The sequence below is a fragment of the Janthinobacterium sp. RA13 genome (assembly GCF_000745325.1).
Lineage (GTDB): Bacteria > Pseudomonadota > Gammaproteobacteria > Burkholderiales > Burkholderiaceae_D > Janthinobacterium > Janthinobacterium rivuli.
Genome location: NZ_JQNP01000001.1, coordinates 5,467,323 through 5,490,154 on the forward strand (window position 1 = coordinate 5,467,323; position 22,832 = coordinate 5,490,154).

A 22,832-nucleotide genomic window follows, 5' to 3' on the forward strand; every position below is an offset into this window, starting at 1 on the left:
AGGGACGATCAGTCCTTCAAGTCTTCGATCAGGTCGATGTATTGTTGCTGCGCATCTTCCTTCGAGGTGCCGGCCAGGGCCGCCCAGGCATCGAACTTGGCGCGGTTGACGAAGTCGGTCATGCCAGGACGCTCGCCCGTGGCGTCGCCGCTCGACGCTTGCTTGAACAAGGCGTAGATTTTCAACAAGGTCATATTGTCCGGACGCTCGGACAGGGTCTTGGAATCGAGCTGCGCTTGTTCGAATTGCTCTTGTAAACTCATGATGGCTCCTGTGTGCTGATGGAATCGCTGGAAAAGTGCGGCAGGCCCGGCGGAGTGGCCACCGTGCGTGCTGCAGTGCCTGACATCATAGTGAAAAAAGCGCGCCGTGCATTAGAGGGCACACTCAAAACAAAAAACGCCGCCGCTGCGTGAACAGGGGCGGCGCCGGTACAGTCGCTTCAGCGCTGCGCAGTTGGAGCTTATACGCCCAGCAGTTCGACGTCGAAAATCAGGGTGGCGTTCGGTGGAATCACGCCGCCGGCGCCGCGTGCGCCATAGCCCAGTGCCGCAGGGATGATCAGCTGGCGCTTGCCGCCCACTTTCATGCCTTGCACGCCTTCGTCCCAACCCTGGATGACGCGGCCTGCGCCCAGCGGGAATTCGAATGGATCGTTGCGGTCCTTGCTCGAGTCAAATTTCGAACCGGCGCTGCCGTCGTCGTTTTGCAGCCAGCCCGTGTAATGCACGACAACATTGTTGCCGGCTTGCGCTTCAGCGCCTTCGCCAACGACGGTATCGATGTATTGCAGGCCGGAAGCGGTAGTGGTGGTGGTCATGATAATCCTTGTGTAGGCGATGAAAGCTTCAGATTGTAGAGCAATGAGTTGCAAAGCGCCATTCCAGGCCCGGCACAGGGAAAAAACGGAAATTATGGCGATGTGTGGCTGCCGGCAGCATTTAAGGGGGGATTTCGCACAATAAATACAGTGTTCCACGTAAAATGCATGTTTTGTATTTAACAGTGATTTCTTCCATGTTCCGCAGTCTACGCCGCCTTGTTTTTTCCTCGCTGTGCCTGGTTTCCGCAATATCGACGGCGCAAGCCGAAGTGGTGGTGGTGCTCAATTCCCGTGATGCCACGGTGCAACTGCTGGACCAGAAAACCTATGCTCCCCTGTCGACCTTTGCCGTCGGCAAGGAACCGCACCATCTGATGGAAACGCCGGACGGCAAGTCGCTGATCGTCGCCAGTTCCGTCGGCAACGAGCTCATTTTCCTCGACCCCGTCTCGGGCCAGATCCAGCGCCGCATCAGCAACATCCTCGACCCGTACCAGATCGGTTTTTCGCCGGACCAGAAGTGGTTCATTTCGAATTCGCTGCGCCTGGACCGCATCGACCTGTACCGCTACGACGGCAAGAACCTGACCCTGGCCAAGCGCATCCCGCTGCCGAAGTTGCCTAGCCACATGGCGTTCACGGCCGACAGCACCATGGCCTTCATTACGCAGCAGGGCAGCAACCAGGTCAGCGCCATCGATCTGGCCACGCAAACCGTCAAATGGACCATGCCTGTCGGCCCGGCGCCGGCCGGCATCACGATGACGCCCGATGGCAAGCATTTGCTGGTCGGCATCATGGGCAGCGATTACGTGGAAGTGATCGACTGGCGCACGCAAAAGACCGTCAAGCGCATCAAGGCGGGCGCCGGCACGCACAATTTCCGCGCGCTCGGTGACAACCGCATGACGTTCGTCTCGAACCGCGTGTCGAACACCATCAACATCATCGACCAGCAAACCCTGGAAAACGTGGGTACCATCAATGTGCCGGGCGGCCCCGATTGCATGGAAATCACGCCCGATGGCAAGACCATGTGGGTAACCCTGCGCTGGATCAAGAAAGTGGCCGTGATCGATCTGACCACGCGCAAGGTCATCAAGACCATACCGGTGGGCCGCTCGCCCCATGGCGTGTATTTCGCCACCCACTCGCCGCGCATGTGATGGCGGGTGTGATGATGAAACGCCTCACTTTCTCGGGCTGCGTGCCCGCCATGCTGCTATGCGCCAGCGCCATGCTGCCACCCGCGCATGCCGCCGCACCGGCGCCAGCAGCACTGGCCAAAGCCGCACAGGCTCCGGCTGCATCTTCGGCCCCGGCCGCCTGCAAGGGCACCATCTACATGACCTTCGACACGGGCAGCCAGTCGCAAGCGCAACTGATCGCTGACGTGCTGAATCAGCGCCATGTGAAGGCAACTTTCTTCCTGGCCAATGAAAAGACCACGCGCGGCGACTATTCGCTCGATGCCTCGTGGGCGCCATACTGGAAAGCCCGTGTCGCCGAAGGCCATGCATTCGGCACGCATACGTTTGACCACGTGTACTGGAAGAAGGATCTGGCCAACGGCTTGATCCAGGTCAAGCCGCAGTTCGGCAAGGATGGCGGCAAGCTCGCTTCCTTCACCGACAAGCAGTTCTGCGAGGAATTGCGCCGCGTCGATACGCGCTTCCAGGAGTTGACCGGGCATAAGCTTGACCCGTTCTGGCGCGCGCCGGGCGGCTACACGTCGCCGCGCACCCTGGCGGCCGGCAGCGCCTGCGGCTACCAGCATGCGGGCTGGGCGCCGGCGGGGTATTCGGGCGATGAACTGCCCAGCGATAAATATCCGAACGCCATGCTGCTGAAAAAAGCCCTGGCGAACTTGCGCAGCGGCGACATTTTCATTGCGCACATGGGCATCTGGTCGCGCAAGGATGCGTGGGCGCCGGCCAACCTCGACGCCCTGATTGGCGGATTGCAAGACAAGGGGTTCTGCTTTGCCACCCTGCGCGAGCATCCTGCCTACGCGCAAAAGAAGGGCCAGCCATGATCGCCGCCGATATCCTCGGCTACGTCACGCCCGTGATCGACACGGTGGTCGACGCTTTTGGCGTGGCGCAAGGCTGGCTGTTCCAGACCATCGTCAATCCGCTCGTGTATCACCTGGGCTTTGGCGAATTCACGGAAGAAGCGTTCGAGGGAACGGAATGGCTGCTGATCGGCCTGTGCGAACTGGTGCTGCTGTTTCTCGTGCTGCGTCCGCTCGAAGCCCTGATTCCCGCGCAAAAGATCACCGACCCGCGCGCCCGCTGGAACGATTTTTTGTACACCGTGCTGCACCGCATCGGCCTGTTTTCTGTCGTGGTCTTCTTCACGCTCGATCCGCTGATGGATGCCTTGGCGGGCGCCTTGCGTTTCGATAATATTCATCCCTTGAACCTGGAATCGCTGTTGCCCGGCATCAGTCCCTTGCTCAGTTTTATCATTTATTTTGTGATACTGGACTTCGTCGACTATTGCTACCATCGGGCCTCGCACCATTTCGGCTGGTGGTGGGGCTTGCACAGCCTGCATCACAGCCAGCAAAACATGAACTTGTGGAGCGATGACCGCAACCACTTGCTCGACGATTTTTTACGCGACGTGGTGATGGCCCTGGTGGCGCTCGGTATCGGCGTGCCGCCGGGCCAGTATGTGCTGCTGGTGTCGATTTCGCGCATTCTGCAAAGCTTGCAGCATGCGAATGTGAGGATACACTTCGGCCGCATCGGCGAGCGGCTCTTGATCTCGCCCCGTTTCCACCGCACGCACCATGCGATCGGCGTGGGGCACGAGTCGAAGGGAAAGGGCAGCATGGGTGGTTGCAACTTCGGCGTGGTCTTGCCAATTTGGGATATGCTGCTGGGCACCGCGAATTTCTCGTCGGGCTATGCACGCACGGGCGTGCGCGACCAGCTGGCCCGCATCGACAGCAACGGCGTGGGCAGGCCGGGACGCCACTATGGGCGCGGCTTCTGGCAGCAGCAATGGCTGGGCCTGCGCCGCATGGTGGAATTTGCAAGAGTTAAACGAAAAGGACGCCGTTGATGCGTAATGTGTTGAATTCGTATGGCCGTGCTTTCCTGTCGCAATTGCATGGCAGGATATTGCTGCTGAGCGTGGCGCCCTTCATCCTCTCGCTGGTGCTCTGGGGCGGATTGCTGTATGTGGGCTTGCAGCCGCTGATCGACAGCCTGCATGCGCTGTTCACGCAGTACGATTTCTTCCGCACCAGCGGCCAGGTGTTGTCCACCTTTGGCCTGGGCGTGCTGAAAGCCGTCATCGTGCCGCTGATCGCCATGTTCATGCTGCTGCCGCTGATGATCCTGACGGCGCTGATCTTCATGGGCCTGTTCGCCATGCCGGCCATCGGCCGCCATATTGGCGGACGGCACTTTCCGCAACTGGACAAGAAGCATGGCGGCAGCCTGCTCGGCAGCGTCGCCACTTCGCTGGCGACATTCCTGCTGTTTATCCTGGTCTGGGTGCTGATGCTGCCCCTGTACGCGTTTCCGCCGGCCGCACTGGCGGGGCAGGCCGTGCTGTGGGGCTGGCTGACGTACCGCGTGATGGCGTACGACGCCATGGCCGACTACGCCAGCGCGGACGAGCGCCACGCCATCATGCGCGAGCAGCGCTGGCCCCTGCTGGCCATCGGCATGGTGTCCGGCGCGGCCGGCGCCGTGCCCGGCATGCTGTGGATGGGTGGCGTGATGTCGGTGGTGTTCTTCCCCTTCCTGGCGGCGTTCGCCATCTGGTTGTATGTGCTGATCTTTATCTTTACGGGTCTGTGGTTCCAGTATTACTGCCTGGAAGCACTGTCGCGTTTGCGGGGCGTACGCGGCATGACCGACGTGGCGCCGGCGGACGTCTGACCATTCTTATCGAATTCTACGAGGGAGCTTCATGGCTATCGGATTGATCATCATCGGCGACGAAATCCTGTCGGGCAAGCGCACGGACCAGCATTTCCCGAAAGTAGTACAAATGCTCAAGCAACGCGGATTGCAGCTGAGCTGGGCGGAATACGTGGGCGACGAGCCAGCCCGCCTGGTTGCCTTGCTCAAGCGCAGCTTTGCCAGCGGCGACATCGTCTTCAGCTTTGGCGGCATTGGCGCCACCCCGGACGACCATACGCGCCAGGCGGCGGCCGATGCGCTGGGCTTGCCACTGGTGCTGCATCCGCAGGGCAAGGTCAATATCCAGCAACGCATCACGGAAATGGGAGCAGAGGCGGGCGTGCCGGCCGATTTGAACTCGCCGGAAAACCTGCACCGCCTGAAAATGGCGGAATTTGTCGACGGCGCCGAGCTGATTCCGAATCCGTACAACAAGATTGCCGGCTTTGCCGTGCGCGAGCATTACTTCGTGCCGGGCTTTCCCGTCATGTCCTGGCCCATGATCGAATGGGTGCTCGACACGCATTACGCCCACCTGTTCAACCAGGTGCCGCACGCGGAACATGCCTTGCTCGTGTATGAAACGGCCGAATCCCTGCTGACGCCGCTGATGGTGCGCCTGGAAGCGGAGTTTCCGCTGATTAAGGTATTCAGCCTGCCCAGCGTGGGCGATGCGCAGACGCGCCGGCATATCGAACTGGGCGTCAAGGGCGAGCCCTCGCAAGCGACGGCCGCCTTCGCGCAGATGTGCGCCGCGCTCGATACCTTGCAGGCCGAATACACCACCATCTGACATGCAGCCAGCCCGGCGCCGGCGGCTTTTTCGCTGGCGTCCAGCCCGCTTTGCATCTTAGAGCCTATCCCAGTAGGGAGCGTCTTCTGCTGGCAGCGCATCAGGAGCGCGGACAAGGCGTGAGGAGGACGCGTGGCGAGCCACGCAACGACGATCAACGCAGTCCCCGCTTCTGAGGGGCGCCAGCAGGGGATGTATTCATCTACTGGGATAGGCTCTTAGTACGCAAGCGTACATTCCAAGACGTTGTTTTTTTGCGAAAATCTTCAATGAAGCAAGATTTTTGTGTGCGCTCGTCAGTCGTTCTCATGCCGATGTGGTGGAATGGTGAACAGGAGCCTGGCGTGTCGAACGCGGGGTTGCCTGCCTGTGCAGCAGCGTGTTTTTTTGATTCACCGGTATGGACATCATGTTAAGCAAGCTTTGTCGTGACCGGCCCTGGCCGGCCCTGGTCTTATCCCGCGCGGAGCGGTATCGCTACCGCATTTCCCGCGCCGTCCAAACCCAACCTTACCCCAGCATCCCATGAAAGACACAGGCGTCAATCTGGCCGCGCAAGAGCGGCCCCCTTCTGATCCACTCTCCGACACGGGCGCCGAGGCGCCACCGCCGGCGAGCCCGCCGAAGAAGCGCCGCCGTTCGCGCATCTGGCCCATCTTTGCCATCATCGTGCTGGCGCTGATCGCCGGCGTGGCGTGGTTCGTCATGCGCGAAGTGCGCACGTCGGCCTTGCAGGCGGAGTTTTTCACGCGCCTGGACCGCCAGCTGGCGTTCAAGGTCGAGCCCGGCCCCGCACCGGCGGGCGCCATCCGCTATCCGCAGCACGGCCCGTATGACGAACGGCTCGGCTATGCCAGCTTGCCGGACTTCATCACCAAGCTCAACGCGCGCGACTATGCAGTGACGGCGCAGGCGCGCATGTCGCCGAAGATGGTGCAACTGGTCGACCGGGGCATCTTTGCCACATATCACGAGAAAAACCGCGCCGGGCTGACCATCCTCGATTGCCGCGCCGCGCCGCTGTTCGCGGCCAGTTATCCCGAGCGCATGTTCGACGGCTTCGCCGAAGCGCCGCCCGCGCTCGTGCAAAGCCTGCTGTTCATCGAAAACCGCGAATTGCTGGACCCGGGCACGCCCGAGCGCAATCCCGCCGTGGAGTGGGACCGCCTGAGCAAGGCTGTCCTCGACAAGGCGCTGAACCTGTTCGGCGGCCACCGCGGTGGCGGCGGCAGCACCCTGGCCACGCAGATTGAAAAATATCGCCATTCGGAAGACGGACGCACCAGTTCCATGCAGGACAAGCTGATGCAGATGATTTCGGCCAGCCTGCGCTCGTACCAGGATGGCGAAAACACCATGGAAGCGCGGCGCAGGATCGTCGTCAATTACCTCAATACCGTGCCGCTGTCGGCAAAAAGCGGCTTTGGCGAAGTCAACGGCATTGGCGACGGCATGTGGGTCTGGTATGGCCGTCCGTTTGCCGAAGTGAAAACTTTGCTCAAGGGTAATATGGACCAGCCGGGCAGTGCGCTGGCCTACAAGCAGGCGCTGAGCCTGCTGATCGCGCAGCGCCGTCCTTCGCATTACCTGGTGGCCGGCGGCGCCGACCTGGAAGAATTGACGAACAGCCATCTGCGCCTGCTGGCGCAAGCGGGCGTGATTTCGCCGCAGCTGCGCAATGCGGCCATCGCCGAGAAGCTGCGTCCGTCGACGGCCTCCGGCGTGCAATCGGAAGCATCGACCTCGTTTGTCACACGCAAGGCCTCGAATGCCGTGCGCAATCACCTGGCCAGCATGCTGGGCGATCCGCGCTTGTACAACCTCGACCGTCTCGACCTGAAAGTGGTCAGCACGCTTGATGCACAGGCGCAAAACGCCGTCACCAAGGTCTTGCGCGAATTGCGCGACCCGGAAGTGGCGAAAGCGGCCGGCCTGACGGGCAAGGGCATGCTGGGCAATGGCGACCCTGCCAATGTCGTCTACAGCTTTACCCTGCTGCAAAAGGGCGACCAGGCCAACTTGCTGCGCGTGCAGACCGATAACTATGACCAGCCGCTCGACATCAACGAGGGCGCCAAGCTGGACCTCGGTTCCACCGCCAAGCTGCGCACCCTGGTTACCTACCTGGACATCATCGACCAGTTGCACCAGCGCTACAGCGGCATGGGCGCCGCCGAGCTGAATAAAATTGCCGTCGATCCGAAGGACATGCTGTCGCAGTGGGCGATTGCCTATCTGAAACCATTGGCCATCGGCGAGGCGCGCAACCTGCCGGCCATGCTGGCAGCCGCCATGGAGCGCAAATATTCGGGCAACCCGGGCGAAGGCTTCTTTACGGGCGGCGGCTTGCACCATTTCGGCAACTTCTCCAAGCTTGACGACAGCCGCATCATGACCTTGCAGCAGGCGCTGCGCCAGTCGACTAACCTGGTGTTCGTACGCCTGATGCGCGACGTGGCCCGCTACTACATGTTCTCGCGTCCCGATTCGTCGGCTTCGCTGCTGGCGGACGCGGATGATCCGCGCCGCGCCCAGTACCTGAGCCGTTTTGCCGACAAGGAAGGGCGCGAGTTCCTGCACCGCTTCTATCAGAAATACCGTGGCAAGAGCGTCGACGAGCAGGAAAAAATCCTGCTGGCCAGCATCCGCCCGACCCCCGTGCGCCTGGCCAATATCTTCCGCACCGTCAATCCGAAGGGGACCGTCGCGGAATTTGGCGATTTCCTCAACGCCAACTTGACGTCGCAAAACGAAGTGCCGCCCGAGCGCGTGGCCAAGATGTACCAGCAGTACGCGATGGAAAACTGGTCCTTGGCCGACCGCGGCTATCTGGCCAATGTGCATCCGCTGGAACTGTGGATGGTGGCGTATCTGCGCCAGCACGAAGGCTCCACCCTGTCGCAGATGGTGGCGGCCAGCGAGAAGGAACGCCAGGAAGTCTATAAATGGCTGTTCAATACGCACCGCAAGCATGCGCAGGACCGCCGCATCGCCAACTTGCTGGAAGTGGAAGGATTCCTGGAAATCCACCGCCAGTGGAAGAAGATGGGCTATCCCTTCGATTCGCTCGTGCCGTCGTATGCGACGACCTTGGGCGCGTCGGCCGACCGTCCCGCCGCGCTGGCCGAGTTGATGGGCATCATCATCAACGATGGCGTGCGCAAACCGAGCGTGCGCATCGATTCCATGCATTTCGCCGCCAACACGCCATATGACACCATGGTCAAGCGGGGCACGAAGGTGGAAGCGGAGCAAGTATTGTCGCCGGACGTGGCCAAAGCGGTGGCCAAGGCCATCCGCGAAGTGGTGTCGGACGGCACGGCGAAACGGGCGAAGACGGCATTTGTCGGCGCCGACGGCGTGCCGATCCCGATGGGCGGCAAGACGGGCACGGGCGACCAGCGTTTCGACGTGTATGGCGCCGGTGGCCGCCTGATCGAGTCGCGCTATGTGAACCGTTCGGCGACATTTGTGTTCAATATCGGCGAGCGCTTCTATGGCAGCATGACGGCGTATGTGCGGGGGCCGGAATCGAAAAACTACGATTTCACGAGCGCCTTGCCCGTGCAACTGCTGGTGTCGCTGGCGCCAAGTTTGATGCCGCTGATCGAGGCGCCCGCGCCGGCCGAAGGCGTGGCCAAGCAGTGTACTAATTAAAAGTATCTAGCCTGTGTGAACGCCGGCCCGCAAGGCCGGCTTTTTTTTTGAGGAGTGCAATTGGACAAGACGCAGCAGATTTTTCAGCAATACCACCGCTTTGACGATGGCGCTCTCGTGTCCATCGAGCAGCAGTATCAGCCCGGCGGCGTGCAGGCCGTGCGCATCGTCTTGTACGCAAGAAATCATGGGCTGGAAGGCAACGTCTGGCGCCAGGTCGCCATCACGGTGGGCGACGTGCGCGAATTGATGATCAAGACGCCGGGCAACTTCATCAACCGCATCTGCTGTGGCGTGAAGCTGCTGCGTTACGGCGACGTGTGGTGCGTCGATATCGACGGCACCTACACGCACGATGACCCGGCGACCCTCGATGAGGTGCGCCGCGATGGCGATTGCTATGTCATCGGCGGCACGGTCGAGGCAATCGAACTCGATTAGCCGGCAAACACGGCCGTTTTATCTTCCAGGCGCGCGTGATACGCGGCGATGGCCGGGTAGTCGGGGCGTTGCATCGGCGCCATCAGCCAGCGCTTGACGGACAGGCCCAGCACGATATCGGCCAGGGTGAAGGCTTCGCCGCAGACGTAGGCGCCCGTGCGCTGCAACTGCTGTTCCAGCACGCCCATCATTTTGTTCCATCCGGCAATACCAGTTGCCAGCTGCGCCGCATCCTGGTGTGCCGGGCTCTGGCGCACCAGCGACATGAAGGCGTAGCGCCAACTGTTGTTGAGGTCGCCCATTTGCCAGTCCATCCATTTTTCCACTTCCGCGCGGGCGCGGGGCATGCTTGGCAGCAAGTCGTCGCGGCCCGCCTGGGCGCACAGGTAGCGGCAAATCGTGTTCGATTCCCACAGCACCAGGTCGCCGTCGAGCAGCACGGGCACCATGGCGTTCGGGTTCAAGGCCAGGAAGGCCGGGTCGTCGGTACTGCGAAAGCCGCTACCCCAGTCTTCGCGTTCATAGGGCAGATCGAGTTCCTCACACGTCCACAGGACTTTGCGGACATTGATCGAGGCGGCTTTTCCAAGAATTTTCAGCATGCAGGGCTCCAGAAGGCAGATGGTCGATCCAGCACTGTAGCGGATTTGGCCACGCCGTGCATGTGAAAGTGCCTTGCATAGTTGAGGTTTTCTTGGCATCGTAGCCACCCATGAAACCTATGCGCCACCACATGTCCAAAATCCTCGCGTTCAGCCGCTTTTCCGTGCGCGATTTTCTCGCCACCGCCGGTCCCACCTTGCTGCTGGTCGGCGCGTTTTGCGCGCTCGCTTACTGGCTGGTCGACCCGGCACCGCCACGCCAGGTGAGCCTGTCGACCGGGCAGGACAATAGCGCGTACGAAGAATTCGGCAAGAAATATGCGGCTACCCTGGCCAAACACGGCATCAAGGTGACCTTGCAGCCGTCGCTGGGCTCGCAGGAAAACCTGCAGCGCCTGAACGCGGGCAAGACCGATATTGCTTTCGTGCAAAGTGGCTCGACGGAACACGACGATGCCGAGCGCCATGGCCTCATTTCCCTCGGCAGCCTGTTTACGGAACCCGTCTGGCTGTTCATGCGCGAAGACAAGGCCGTGACGGAACTGACGCAATTGAAGGGCCTGAAGATCAACCTGGGGCCGGAGGGCACGGGCGTGCCCGGCCTGTTCCGGCAGTTGCTGTCTGTGAATGGCGTCGAAGCGAAGGAATTGACGGTGAGCGACTTGCAAAACACGCCCGCCACGGTGGAGCTGCTGGAAGGGCGCATCGACGGTCTCGTGTTCAGCTCGGCGCCGGAAGCGCCGCTGATCCAGATGCTGCTGCAAACGCCGGGCATCAAGCTGTTTGATTTTTCGCAAGCGGAAGCCTACACGCGGCGTTTGCCTTTCCTCACGCATGTTGTCTTGCCACGTGGCATCGTCGACCTGGGGCAGAATATTCCCGCGCAGGATTATCATTTGATCGCGCCGACGGCTACCCTGGTCGCGCGCGAAGACTTGCATCCGGCCCTGATCGACCTGTTCGTGCAGGCGGCGGCCGGCATCCATGGCGGCACGGGCTGGTTCCAGCAGCAGGGGCAGTTCCCGTCCGCGCGCTACACGGAAATTCCCGTGGCGCCCGAAGCGCTGAAATTCTACAAGGATGGCGCGCCCGTGCTGCAGCGCTACATGAGTTTCTGGCTGGCCAATTTCTTTGACCGTATGTGGGTGCTGGTGGTGGCCCTGGGCGCGCTGATTTTACCGCTGTCGCGCGTGGTGCCGCCCTTGTACGTGTGGCGCATCCGTTCGCGGGTGTACCGCTGGTACGGCCAGTTGCGCACGGTGGAGCAGGCGCTGGAAGACGTGCCGCCAGAGCTGCGTGCGCAAGTGTATGCGGCGCAATTGAAACGGCTCGACCAGATCGAGGAGATGGTCAACCAGATCTCGATTCCCCTGTCGTTTGCCGATGGCCTGTATGGCTTGCGCAGCCACATCAATTTCGTGCGCAAGCGCATCCTGACCCTGATGGGCGAGCATCCTGCCGCCGAGGCGGGCGAGCCGGCCTGAGGATTTACACGAGGGTGATCGATAGCTTGCGTCCCACCAGTGCGGCGGCCCGCTCCAGGGTCGACAGGGTGACGTCGCTGCTGGGGTCGAGCAGGCGGTCGAGTTGCGAGCGGCTCGTCTGCAGCAGGGCCGCCATGCGCGTCTTCGACATCGATTGTTCCTGCATCGCCTGCGTCAGTTGCCAGGCGATCACTTCCTTGATGGCACGGTTTTGCGTTTGCTCGAAAATGCCTTCTTCCTTGAGGAAGTCGTCGAGACTGCTGCCGAGGTGCGGAGCGGTGGCGTTCATGTCAATTCCTTGTAGCGTTTGCGGGCCAGCGCCAGGTCGTCATCGGGCGTGGCGCGGGTTTTCTTGATAAAGCCGTGCAGCGCCACCAGGCAATCGCCATGATGGCAGATCAGTACGCGGGCGATGCGGTTGCCGGGCAGGCTGCTGCGTACTTCCGACAATCCTTGCCCCAAATGGCGGCACAAGGGCATGCCGACGGGCCAGCGCCATTGCGCATGCATCAAATCCTGCCCGATAACATGGCGGTCTTCAACTGGCAACGATTTGAGCCAGTCGCGCACGGGTTCGCCGCCATTGCCGTTCGCATAGAACAGCAGGGTAATCTGCCGCAAGCCGGAAGCATCCATGACGCACCTCTACGTTGTACTATATAAGGTACATGTTCGCAAGGAGAATTTGCGCCGCAGTTGAAAAAATCGGGCGCGCATGGATGGTTGTAGCCGATGGCGGGCCGCAAGGTGGCCTGCCAGATCAAACACTGTTCAGATAGTCAGTTGGCCAGCGTCAGGCGCCCAGCCACGGCAGTCCCGCCTTGCACCAGCCGCCGATCTGCTTGCGGTGGCCGTCGGCGTCCTTGTCGCCTTCGAAGCCTTCGAGGATGTCGTAGCAGTGCAGGTAGCCGTGCTCGGTCGCCAGCTTGGCGGCGTGGCGCGAACGTACACCGGAGCGGCACAGGAACAGCAGCACCTCGTCCTTGCCGGCCTGGGCGGCCAGTTGCTGCATAAAATCGGGATTCGGCACGCCACCGGGGTAGATGGCCCACTGTACCGCACCATGCTGGGTATCAGCGATGTCGACCCGGCCCACCCAGTCGCGCTCGGCATTCGTGCGCACGTCGATGAGCTTGACGGCGGGATCGCCCTGCAGCAGGTCATACGCTTCCTGCGGCGTGACGGCGCCGGCATACGGCGTACCTTCATTGGCCCGGCTGCGGGCGGTGGTCAGGATGTCGGCGGCGGTGGTCATGGCGTCCTCGATGAAAGTGGGCAGGTGTGGACGATTATAGTGCGCCGTCCGCGCCTCGCAAACGGAAAACCATGGTGCATCGCGTATGCACCACAACGAGGCATTTTTCAAGAATCGGCACAAAATGCACGATAATGGTGCGTTATTCGTTTTTTGCACTTGCTTAGTGCATTCTTGATTTGACGCAAACACAGCAGGAAAATCGCGGGCAGGAAAACTTTCACTGGCAAGGCCGGGTTTTGACTTGGGCCGCCACATCCCATCAGAAGCTGGCATGGAATCTGCTATGATCCTTATGAGTTTTGGTGGCACGCAATGTTTGCTTCGCTTCATCAGCCCAGACGCACTAAGGTCGGCTCACCCCACATTCATTTAGGAGATACGCATGGCAATGACAGCCGCAGAAGTCTTGAAGATGGTAGAAGAAAACGAAGTCAAATTCGTTGATTTCCGCTTTGCTGATACCCGTGGTAAAGAGCAGCACGTGACGGTTCCCGTGTCGCACTTCGACATGGACAAATTCGAGTCGGGCCACGCCTTTGACGGTTCTTCGATCGCTGGCTGGAAAGGCATTGAAGCGTCCGACATGATCTTGCTGCCGGATCCAAACACGGCCAATATCGACCCGTTCATGGAAGAAACGACCCTGTTCATGCAGTGCGACGTGATCGAACCGTCGGACGGCAAGGGCTACGACCGCGACCCGCGCTCGATCGCGAAACGCGCCGAAGCCTATCTGAAATCGTCGGGCATGGGCGACACCGCCTACTTCGGCCCTGAGCCAGAATTCTTCATCTTCGACAGCGTGCGCTGGAAGATCGACATGTCGGGCTGCTTCGTCAAGATCGGTTCGGACGAAGGTTCGTGGTCGGCCGGCAAGGACATCGAAGGCGGCAACAGCGGCCACCGTCCTACCGTCAAGGGCGGCTACTTCCCCGTGCCACCAGTGGACAGCTTCCAGGACATGCGTTCGGAAATGTGCCTGATTCTCGAGTCCTTGGGCATCCCGGTTGAGGTACATCATCACGAAGTGGCCGGCGCCGGCCAGAATGAAATCGGCACCAAGTTCTCGACCCTGGTCGAGCGCGCCGACTGGACGCAAAACCTGAAATACGTGGTGTGGAACGTGGCGCACAGCTATGGCAAGACCGCTACCTTCATGCCGAAACCTATCGTTGGCGACAACGGTTCGGGCATGCACGTGCATCAATCCGTATGGAAAGATGGCAAGAACCTGTTCGCTGGCGACGGCTATGCCGGCCTGTCCGATTTCGCCCTGTACTACATCGGCGGCATCATCAAGCACGCCAAGGCACTGAACGCGATCACCAACCCGGGCACCAACTCGTACAAGCGTCTGGTACCAGGCTACGAAGCCCCAGTGAAACTGGCGTACTCGGCGAAAAACCGTTCCGCCTCGATCCGTATCCCGCACGTGGCCAATCCAAAAGGCCGCCGCGTCGAAGCGCGCTTCCCGGATCCACTGGCGAACCCGTACCTGTGCTTCGCCGCACTGCTGATGGCTGGCCTGGACGGTGTTGCCAACAAGATCCATCCGGGCGAAGCCGCCTCGAAAGATCTGTACCATCTGCCGCCGGAAGAAGACGCACTGATCCCGACCGTGTGCGCTTCGCTGGAAGAAGCTCTGGATGCACTGGACAAGGACCGCGAGTTCCTGACCCGTGGCGGCGTGTTCAGCGATTCGATGATCGACGCTTACCTGGAACTGAAAATGCAGGACGTACAGCGCATGCGCATGACCACGCATCCTGCCGAGTTCGACATGTACTACTCGCTGTAATGGCGCCACGCCGGCAACATGCCGGTAGTGAATAAAAAACGCGGGTGAGGCGATGGTCTTGCCCGCGTTTTTTTTATGCTGTACGCCAAGGCGGTGACAGTACGGTGTTGTATAGTCGGCCAAGGATTGATACGGCACGAGCCGACAGGAGTGAAGATTGACCAAGCATTACAGAATGGCGCTGATGGCAGGATTGCTGGGCGCGGCGGCACAGGCGCACGGGCAGTTGTATGTCTGCGCCGATACGCAAGGACACAAGACGTACACGGACAAGCGGGCTGGCGCGCATTGCCAGCTGCTCGATTTGCCGGGCGCCATGACGGAGCCGCCACGCAAGACGGCGCCGCTGGCCGGCGCGCCGGCCCGGCCCGCCACACAGGCGGCGGCCACGGCGGCGCCTGTCGCTGGCGCGTTTCCCAAGGTCGATGGCGCCGAGCAGCGCGCGCGCGACCTGGACCGGCGCCAGATCCTGCAGGACGAATTGCGCAGCGAAGAGCAGAAACTGGCGGCGCAGCGGCTGGAATTCAATGGCGGCCAGCCCGAACGTCAGGGCAATGAGCGTAACTATGCGAAATACCAGGAAAGAGTGGCGCAGTTGAAGGACAACATTGGCCGGACACAGCAGAACGTCGAGGCCCTGAAACGCGAGATCGCGAATATTCGGTAAAGCACATGACACTAGACAACCATTCCAGCCGTCCCGCCCACCTGGCCGGCCTTGATTTGCTGGCCTCGGCCGTGATTCTGCTCGATGGCGACGGCCGCATCAGCTATGCCAACGCGGCGGCGGAAAACCTGCTGGAAAGCTCATTGAAGGCCCTGTCGCGGCAAAAGCTGACGGCGCTGTTCTTGAATCCCGAGGAGCTGGCCGGCATTTGCGCGCAGGCACTCGAACATAAATTTTCCGACTTGCGCCAGGACCTGAGCCTGGAGCGCCTGGGGCGCGAGCCGCTGCGCGTGCACAGCATCGTCAGCGCGCTCGACGCGCCGCGCGACGGCGTGCTGATCGAACTGCGCGAAAACGTGCAGCAATTAAAACTCGACCGTGAGGAGCGCATCCTCGACCAGAGCCAGGTCAACAAGGAGCTGATCCGCAACCTGGCGCATGAAATCAAGAACCCGCTGGGCGGCATCCGCGGCGCGGCGCAGCTGCTGGAACTGGAATTGCCGGCCCTGCACCTGAGCGAGCTGCGCGAATACACGCAAGTCATCATCAAGGAAGCGGACCGCCTGCAAACCCTGGTCGACCGCCTGCTGGCGCCGCACCGCCGCCCGCATATCGTGGGCGATGTGAATATCCACGAAGTATGCGAAAGGGTGCGCAGCCTGATCCTGGCGGAATTTCCCAGCGGTCTGACCATTTCGCGCGACTACGACGCGTCGATTCCCGAGTTTCGCGGCGACAAGGAGCAATTGATACAGACCGTGCTCAACATCGCGCACAACGCGGCGCAAGCCCTGGCCGAACGCATCGAAGCGGGCGATGCGGAGCTCATTTTCAAGACGCGCGTGGCGCGCCAGGTGACCCTGGCCAAGGTTCGTTACGGCCTGGCATTAGACTTGCATATCATTGACAATGGACCGGGCATCGCACCCCAGATCCGCGACCGGATTTTCTACCCGCTGGTGTCGGGCAGGGAAGGCGGCAGTGGGTTGGGACTGACCTTGGCGCAAACCTTCGTGCAACAGCACCTGGGCGTGATCGAGTGCGAAAGCCGGCCTGGATACACCGATTTCAGGATCGTTCTACCCTTGCCATAAGCGAGGCGGTATCCCACCCATGAAATCCATTGCGGGACGCACACACTAATGAAGCCAATCTGGATAGTTGACGACGACGAATCAATCCGCTGGGTGCTGGAAAAAGCCCTGGCGCGGGAAAATCTCGCCACCAAGAGTTTTGCCAATGCGCGCGACGCCATCGCCGCGCTGGAATTTGACACGCCGCAAGTGCTCGTGTCCGATATCCGCATGCCGGGCGCGTCCGGCCTGGAATTGCTGCAGACGGTCAAGTCGCGCTTTCCCGGCTTGCCGGTCATCATCATCACGGCCTTTTCCGACCTCGATTCGGCCGTCGCAGCCTTCCAGGGCGGCGCCTTCGAATACCTGGCCAAGCCGTTTGACATCGACAAGGCTGTCGAGCTGATCCGCCGCGCGCTGGAAGAAAGCCTGCGCGAGACGAGCGTTGAGTCGGGCCCGTCCGAAACGCCGGAAATCCTCGGCCAGGCGCCGGCCATGCAGGAAGTGTTTCGTGCCATCGGCCGCCTGTCGCAATCGAATGTCACCGTACTCATCACGGGCGAATCCGGTTCTGGCAAGGAACTCGTGGCGCGCGCGCTGCACAAGCACAGCCCGCGCGCGGCGCAGCCGTTCATCGCCCTCAACACGGCGGCGATCCCCAAGGATTTGCTGGAATCGGAACTGTTCGGCCATGAACGCGGGGCGTTTACGGGCGCGCAGACGACGCGCCGCGGCCGCTTCGAGCAAGCCGAGAACGGCACCCTGTTCCTCGATGAAATCGGCGACATGCCGTTCGACCTGCAGACGCGCTTGCTGCGCGTATTGTCCGACGGCCATTTCTATCGCGTCGGCGGGCATCAGCCGATGAAGGCGAACGTGCGCGTCATTACGGCCACGCACCAGAACCTTGAGCAACGCGTGCGCGACGGCCTGTTCCGCGAAGACTTGTATCACCGCCTGAACGTGATCCGGCTGCGCCTGCCCAGTTTGCGGGAGCGGCGCGAGGATATCCCCATTCTGGTGCGCCACTTCCTGGTGCAAAGCGCGCGTCAGCTGGGCGTGGAAGCCAAGCGCATGAGCGAACCGACGATGCAGTTCTTGAGCAGCCTCGACTTGCCCGGCAATGTGCGTCAGCTGGAAAACCTGTGCAACTGGATCACCGTCATGGCGCCGGGCCAGACGGTGGAAATCAAGGACTTGCCGCTGGAACTGACGCAGGGGCAGGGCGATGGCGCCGCCACGGTGGCGGCGAGCGAAGCTGTGCCGGCGGCCGTTGCCCATGCGCAGGGCGGCCAGGTCTTTGAAGCGGCCGCGCCTGCCAATGGCGCGCCGCCGGGCTGGATTGGTTTACTGGAATTGCAGGCGGCCGGCATGCTGGGCGCAGGGCAGCAGGAAGTCATGGCCGTGCTGGGGCGGCAATTCGAGTCGGCCCTGATCAAGACGGCGCTCAAGCATACGCACGGGCGCAAGAATGACGCCGCCGTGCGCCTGGGCATCGGCCGCAACACCATCACCCGCAAGATATCCGAACTGGGCATCGACGGCGCCAAGGACGACTGACTGCCGTCTGGACGGGGTTTATGCCCCGTCCGCTTTCCCTTGCGGCGTTTCTCGCACGCCACAACACCCACAACAATGACAGGCGATAAGGTAAGCTGGCGCCTGCCGGACTGTTTCGTCCGGTGTTAACTTGAACTGTGGAATAGCATGCTCATAAACTGCGTGGCCTACCAGGATGGCAAAAAACTGGCCGACTTGCCGATCGACGATATCAGCGATTACGTCGAGCGCCCCGATTGTTTCGTCTGGGTCGCCTTGCTCGACGCCACGCCGGACGAACTGAAACAGATGCAGCACGAGTTTTGCCTGCACGAACTGGCGGTGGAAGACGCACAGCGGGGCCACCAGCGTCCGAAGATCGAGGAATATGGCGATTCCCTGTTTGCCGTCGTGAAAACCGTGGAAATGGTCGAGAACGAGCTGGTGCTGGGCGAAGTTGACATTTTTGTCGGCGCCAATTACGTGCTCTCGTCGCGCAGCAACAGCTCGCAGGGTTTCCTCGGCGTCCGTGCGCGCGCCGAGCGCGAACCGCACTTGCTGCGCCAGGGCTCGGCTTTCGTGCTGTACGCGCTGATGGACGCCGTCGTCGACCGTTACTTTCCCGTGCTCGACGCGCTGGAATCGGAGCTGGAACTGATCGAGGACCGCATCTTCGACCGTGGCACCGAGCGTGACAATATCGAACGGCTGTACCAGTTGAAACGCAAGGTCATGGTCTTGCGCCACGTGGTGGCGCCGCTGATGGAAGCGGTGGGCAAGCTGCACGGCGGCCGCGTGCCGCCGCTGTGCCACGATACCCAGGAGTATTTCCGCGACGTGCACGACCATCTGGCGCGCATCAACGGCACGCTCGACACCATCCGCGACACGATCAGCACGGCGATCCAGGTGAATCTGTCGATGGTGGCCATCGACGAGAGTGAAGTGAACAAGCAGTTGGCAGCCTGGGCGGCCATCTTTGCCGTGTTCACGGCGTTTGCCGGCATCTGGGGCATGAACTTCAAGTTCATGCCGGAGCTGGACTGGCATTATGGCTATCCGGCCGCCGTGGCAGTGATGAGCTGTGTCTGCGGTTATATGTATTACTTGTTCAAGCGTTCCGGCTGGTTGTAAAAAATTCCTGTGCATCTGTATTATTGAACAATATCCAGGGGTACAATCGCGGCAGGTCCGCTGGGGCGGGTCATGGCTGAGAATCGCCGCGCTGGCAGCTGTGCCTGCGCTGCCGGTGCCGTGCAGGAGCATTCATGAGTATTCCGTTGTTTGATGTGAATTCGCAAGAACCCCTGTTCGATCCCGAGCAGCGGCGCACCCTGGCGGAAGCGGCCCTGCGCTCGATCACCGCCTCGACGGCGCACGCCCGGGGCGACGACTTCCTGCGCATCCTCGTCAAGGACCTGGCCGAAGCGCTCGACGTGCACTATGTGATCGCCGGGCGCCTGGTACGCCTGGACGATGGCAGCGAAGGCATCCGCACCCTGGCCCTGTGGGGCGGCGATGGCTACCAGCCGAATATCGAATACAGCCTGCAGCACACGCCTTGCCAGGACGTGACCTGCCAGAGCATGTGTTTTCACGGCAGCGACATCCAGCGTCGCTTTCCATTCGATAGCCTCCTGGTCGACATGCGGGCCGAAAGCTATGTCGGCATGCCGCTGATCGATACCGACGGCAAGACCCTGGGCATCCTGTCGGCCATCGACACGCGGCCCATCGATGAAAACAAGCGTTTGCTGGCCTTGCTGCTGCTGTCGATCTTCTCGGCGCGCGGCGCGGCCGAGCTGCAGCACCAGGAGCGCACCCGACAGCTGGAAGAAATCGTGCGCCAGCGCAGCGAATCGCTGCTGGCGGCGCAGGCCAACCTGATCGAGCAGGAGCAGATGGCGGCCCTGGGTTCGCTGGTGGCCGGGGTCTCGCATGAAGTCAACACGCCCATCGGCGTGGCGCTGACGGCGGCGTCGAGCATGGGCAGTTATGCCGACCAGCTGGTGCAACTGCTGGGCGGCGCCAAGGTCAGCCGCGCCGAACTGATCGACATTGCCGAGTCGCTGAAAGGCGCGGCCGCCTTGATCGAGCGCAACCTGGCGCGCGCCGCCGACCTGATCGGCAACTTCAAGCAGCTGGCCGTGGACCAGGTCAGCGAATACGTGGCCGACCTGGCCCTGCACGACTATGTGCACGGCCTGGTGTCGGCGCACAGCCCGGAACTGCGCAAGGCGGCGCTGGGCGTGGAACTCGATATCGCGCCCGATTGCCAGGTGCGCCTGGCGGCCGGCAAGCTGTCGCAAATCATCTCGAACCTGTTGATGAACAGCGCCCGCCACGGCTATCCGCAGGGCGGGCCGGGACGCATCACGATACGCGCGCGCATCGAGGCGGACGGTGATGAGGCGGCTACGCGCTGGCTGCTGCTGGAATTTTCCGACGACGGCATCGGCCTGGCGCCCGCCGTGCGCGAACACATGTTTGAACCGTTTTTCACCACCAAGCGGGGCCAGGGCGGCTCCGGCCTGGGCATGCACATCGTCTATACGATCGTGCAGCAACTGGGCGGTCAGGTGTGCGCCATCGACAGCACACCCGGCTGCCATATACAGATCAGGCTACCGCTGGCAGCCTGATCTGCTGTACGGGCCTCAGGCGGCGGCCATCGACAGCGCTACCGCCTCTGCCACCTTGATGCCATCGACGGCCGCCGACAGGATGCCGCCCGCATAGCCGGCGCCTTCGCCAGCCGGGAACAGGCCACGCGTGTTCAGACTTTGCAGGTTGTCGTCGCGACGCTTGATGCGGATCGGCGACGAGGTACGCGTTTCCACGCCCGTCAGCACGGCGTCGGCCTTGTAATAGCCCTTGATCTGCTTGTTGAACGCCGGAAACGCTTCACGCAGGGCCGTGATCGCATATTCGGGCAAGGACGGCGCCAGGTCCGTCAGGTGCACGGCCGGCTTGTAGGACGGCACCACGCTGCCGAACTCCGTCGAGGCGCGGCCAGCGACGAAGTCGCCAACCAATTGTCCCGGGGCATCGTAGTTGCCGCCGCCCAGGGCAAACGCGCGCTCTTCCAGTTCGCGCTGCAGGGCGATGCCGGCCAGCGGGTCGCCCGGGTAGTCGGCCGGCGTGATGCCGACGACGATGGCGCTGTTGGCGTTGCGCTCGTTGCGCGAATACTGGCTCATGCCGTTCGTCACCAGGCGGCCCGGTTCCGAGGCGGCCGCCACCACCGTGCCGCCCGGGCACATGCAGAAGCTGTAGACGGAACGGCCATTGCTGGCGTGGTGCACGAGTTTGTAGTCGGCCGCGCCCAGGATAGGGTGGCCGGCGCTGGGGCCGAAGCGGCAGCTGTCGATCAGCGATTGCGGGTGTTCCACGCGGAAGCCGATCGAGAACGGTTTCGCTTCGATGTACACGCCGCGCTTGTGCAGCATCTCGAAGGTGTCGCGCGCGCTGTGGCCGATGGCCAGCACGACGTGGTTGCTGGCGATGGTTTCGCCATTATCCAGCACCACGCCACGCACCTGGCCGCCATCGGCGCCCGGCACGATGTCGAGATCGACTACTTTGCTGCTGAAGCGGTATTCGCCGCCCAGTTGCTCGATGTTGGCGCGCATTTCTTCCACCATCTTGACCAGGCGGAAGGTGCCGATGTGCGGCTTGCTCACATACATGATTTCCTCGGGCGCGCCTGCCTTGACGAATTCCGTCAGCACCTTGCGGCCGTAATGCTTGGGATCCTTGATCTGGCTGTACAGCTTGCCGTCCGAGAAGGTGCCGGCGCCGCCTTCGCCGAACTGCACGTTCGATTCCGGATTCAGTTCGCGCTTGCGCCAGAAGCCGAAGGTGTCGACCGTGCGTTCGCGCACCTGCTTGCCCCGTTCCAGGATGAGGGGACGCAAGCCCATCTGCGCCAGGATCAGCGCCACGAACAGGCCGCACGGGCCCGTGCCGATGACGATGGGGCGCGGTTCAGTGCTGTGGCCGGCCAGCTGTTCGCCGCCGGCGACGAATTTGTAGTCGGTATCGGGCGCGGGCATCAGGTGCACATCGTGCTGCAGGCGCGCCAGCACGGCTGCTTCATTTTTGACGTCCACATGCAGCGAGTAAATCAACACCACGGCGCTGCGCTTGCGCGCGTCATAGCTGCGTTTGAAGACGGTAAAGCCGAGCAAATCGGCGGCGGCTATGTCCAGGCGCGCCAGGATGGCGGCAGGCAGGGCCGCTTCGTCGTGTTCGAGGGGGAGTTTTACTTCGTTGAGTCGCAACATGGTGTCTATCCGAAAAGTGCAGGGCTCCGTATCTAGCGGAGAGTGGGCAGCCGCGTGGCGCGACGCAAGGCGGCATTTTACTCCTTCTGGCACGCAATGCATGGCTGCCCGGGCGGATGTCGGGCCATTTTCCTGCCCCATGGAAGTTGCCGGCGGCCGGGTTCAGCGCAGGAGGCGGCGCTTCCCCTGACGTCATGGTGGCATCGGCTACATGAGGCTATGGCATGACAGCAAACTTCCGCAATGCACCATTTGGGTGCGCCAGCCTGTCGTTGAACAGCCTCGGCTGGCATTTGCAATGCGGTAGGCAAATTCTGCCTGAAAAGTTGATGGCGAGGTGTTTTACCTGTCTTTGAGCACAGTTCATTTTGTGTGCTGGGGGGGGGGGGCTGTTTTTGCTCGCTCAAATTACACACGTCCGTGTACCGGTTGATCAGGCGGGCTAGCGGTCAAATAAATTGATTATCAATATGTATAGGCAAATTCTG

Annotated in this window: 21 protein-coding genes; 14 read left to right on the forward strand and 7 right to left on the reverse strand. The window is 61.7% G+C overall.

Annotated features, from left to right (window positions below):
- Positions 1 to 8: 8 nt before the first annotated feature.
- Both FG13_RS24265 and FG13_RS24270 read right to left on the reverse strand, forming a co-directional pair.
- Entirely contained in the window at positions 9 to 263 is a 255-nt protein-coding gene (locus FG13_RS24265; RefSeq protein WP_034760268.1) for an acyl-CoA-binding protein, read from the reverse strand.
- A gap of 200 nt (positions 264 to 463) precedes the next feature.
- The gene (locus tag FG13_RS24270; RefSeq protein ID WP_034760263.1) at positions 464 to 820 is read right to left on the reverse strand and encodes an FKBP-type peptidyl-prolyl cis-trans isomerase; all 357 of its coding nucleotides are present in this window, start codon (positions 818 to 820) and stop codon (positions 464 to 466) included.
- 197 nt (positions 821 to 1,017) lie between these two features.
- Between FG13_RS24270 and FG13_RS24275 the strand changes: the two genes are divergently transcribed.
- The 7 genes from FG13_RS24275 (at position 1,018) to FG13_RS24305 (ending at position 9,637) form a co-directional block, all read left to right on the forward strand.
- On the forward strand, positions 1,018 to 1,989 hold the full coding sequence (locus tag FG13_RS24275; RefSeq protein ID WP_034760259.1) for a YVTN family beta-propeller repeat protein: 972 nt from the start codon (positions 1,018 to 1,020) through the stop codon (positions 1,987 to 1,989).
- 71 nt (positions 1,990 to 2,060) lie between these two features.
- Complete coding sequence (locus FG13_RS24280) at positions 2,061 to 2,858, forward strand: polysaccharide deacetylase family protein (protein ID WP_442905222.1); 798 nt, start codon at positions 2,061 to 2,063, stop codon at positions 2,856 to 2,858.
- On the forward strand, positions 2,855 to 3,895 hold the full coding sequence (locus FG13_RS24285; protein WP_081922694.1) for a sterol desaturase family protein: 1,041 nt from the start codon (positions 2,855 to 2,857) through the stop codon (positions 3,893 to 3,895). Before FG13_RS24280 ends, FG13_RS24285 begins: the two co-directional genes overlap by 4 nt.
- Complete coding sequence (locus tag FG13_RS24290; RefSeq protein ID WP_035825117.1) at positions 3,895 to 4,722, forward strand: EI24 domain-containing protein; 828 nt, start codon at positions 3,895 to 3,897, stop codon at positions 4,720 to 4,722. The genes FG13_RS24285 and FG13_RS24290 overlap by 1 nt, the downstream gene beginning before the upstream one ends.
- 31 nt (positions 4,723 to 4,753) lie before the next feature.
- Positions 4,754 to 5,539, forward strand: coding sequence for a competence/damage-inducible protein A (locus FG13_RS24295; protein ID WP_035825119.1), 786 nt, complete (start codon positions 4,754 to 4,756; stop codon positions 5,537 to 5,539).
- A gap of 525 nt (positions 5,540 to 6,064) precedes the next feature.
- Positions 6,065 to 9,196: a transglycosylase domain-containing protein gene (locus FG13_RS24300; protein ID WP_035825122.1), complete on the forward strand. Its 3,132-nt coding sequence runs from the start codon at positions 6,065 to 6,067 to the stop codon at positions 9,194 to 9,196.
- Positions 9,197 to 9,256: 60 nt separating this feature from the next.
- Positions 9,257 to 9,637: a hypothetical protein gene (locus FG13_RS24305; protein WP_035825124.1), complete on the forward strand. Its 381-nt coding sequence runs from the start codon at positions 9,257 to 9,259 to the stop codon at positions 9,635 to 9,637.
- On the opposite strand, the gene FG13_RS24310 is transcribed toward FG13_RS24305, so the two are convergent.
- Entirely contained in the window at positions 9,634 to 10,239 is a 606-nt protein-coding gene (locus FG13_RS24310) for a glutathione S-transferase family protein (RefSeq protein WP_035825126.1), read from the reverse strand. The two genes, FG13_RS24305 and FG13_RS24310, sit on opposite strands and share 4 nt — an antisense overlap.
- A 131-nt stretch (positions 10,240 to 10,370) precedes the next feature.
- On the opposite strand from FG13_RS24310, the gene FG13_RS24315 reads away from it, so the two are divergent.
- The gene (locus tag FG13_RS24315; RefSeq protein ID WP_035828686.1) at positions 10,371 to 11,723 is read left to right on the forward strand and encodes a TAXI family TRAP transporter solute-binding subunit; all 1,353 of its coding nucleotides are present in this window, start codon (positions 10,371 to 10,373) and stop codon (positions 11,721 to 11,723) included.
- Between the two features lie 4 nt (positions 11,724 to 11,727).
- On the opposite strand, the gene FG13_RS24320 is transcribed toward FG13_RS24315, so the two are convergent.
- The 3 genes from FG13_RS24320 to FG13_RS24330 all read right to left on the reverse strand — a co-directional run bounded on the left by FG13_RS24320 (position 11,728) and on the right by FG13_RS24330 (position 12,978).
- Positions 11,728 to 12,012: an XRE family transcriptional regulator gene (locus FG13_RS24320; protein ID WP_035825129.1), complete on the reverse strand. Its 285-nt coding sequence runs from the start codon at positions 12,010 to 12,012 to the stop codon at positions 11,728 to 11,730.
- Complete coding sequence (locus FG13_RS24325; RefSeq protein WP_035825131.1) at positions 12,009 to 12,359, reverse strand: type II toxin-antitoxin system RelE/ParE family toxin; 351 nt, start codon at positions 12,357 to 12,359, stop codon at positions 12,009 to 12,011. The genes FG13_RS24320 and FG13_RS24325 overlap by 4 nt, the downstream gene beginning before the upstream one ends.
- Positions 12,360 to 12,516: 157 nt before the next feature.
- A complete protein-coding gene (locus FG13_RS24330; RefSeq protein ID WP_035825137.1) occupies positions 12,517 to 12,978 on the reverse strand; it encodes a rhodanese-like domain-containing protein in 462 nt (153 codons plus the stop codon).
- 385 nt (positions 12,979 to 13,363) lie between these two features.
- Between FG13_RS24330 and glnA the strand changes: the two genes are divergently transcribed.
- The 6 genes from glnA to FG13_RS24360 all read left to right on the forward strand — a co-directional run bounded on the left by glnA (position 13,364) and on the right by FG13_RS24360 (position 20,700).
- Positions 13,364 to 14,779 (forward strand): type I glutamate--ammonia ligase, encoded by a 1,416-nt coding sequence (gene glnA, locus FG13_RS24335; RefSeq protein WP_035825139.1) that lies wholly within the window; start codon positions 13,364 to 13,366, stop codon positions 14,777 to 14,779.
- Positions 14,780 to 14,963: 184 nt separating this feature from the next.
- Positions 14,964 to 15,446 (forward strand): DUF4124 domain-containing protein, encoded by a 483-nt coding sequence (locus FG13_RS24340; RefSeq protein ID WP_051959661.1) that lies wholly within the window; start codon positions 14,964 to 14,966, stop codon positions 15,444 to 15,446.
- Positions 15,447 to 15,451: 5 nt separating this feature from the next.
- Positions 15,452 to 16,540, forward strand: a complete 1,089-nt coding sequence (glnL, locus tag FG13_RS24345) for a nitrogen regulation protein NR(II) (protein ID WP_035825143.1) — start codon at positions 15,452 to 15,454, stop codon at positions 16,538 to 16,540.
- 48 nt (positions 16,541 to 16,588) lie between these two features.
- Positions 16,589 to 18,079 (forward strand): nitrogen regulation protein NR(I), encoded by a 1,491-nt coding sequence (ntrC, locus tag FG13_RS24350; RefSeq protein ID WP_035825145.1) that lies wholly within the window; start codon positions 16,589 to 16,591, stop codon positions 18,077 to 18,079.
- Between the two features lie 147 nt (positions 18,080 to 18,226).
- Entirely contained in the window at positions 18,227 to 19,192 is a 966-nt protein-coding gene (corA, locus tag FG13_RS24355; protein WP_034760218.1) for a magnesium/cobalt transporter CorA, read from the forward strand.
- A 134-nt stretch (positions 19,193 to 19,326) separates the two neighbouring features.
- Complete coding sequence (locus tag FG13_RS24360; RefSeq protein WP_035825147.1) at positions 19,327 to 20,700, forward strand: GAF domain-containing sensor histidine kinase; 1,374 nt, start codon at positions 19,327 to 19,329, stop codon at positions 20,698 to 20,700.
- A gap of 15 nt (positions 20,701 to 20,715) precedes the next feature.
- On the opposite strand, the gene FG13_RS24365 is transcribed toward FG13_RS24360, so the two are convergent.
- Positions 20,716 to 22,344 carry an NAD(P)/FAD-dependent oxidoreductase gene (locus FG13_RS24365; RefSeq protein ID WP_035825150.1) on the reverse strand — a complete coding sequence of 543 codons (1,629 nt, stop codon included), beginning with the start codon at positions 22,342 to 22,344 and terminating at the stop codon, positions 20,716 to 20,718.
- Positions 22,345 to 22,832: the final 488 nt, after the last annotated feature.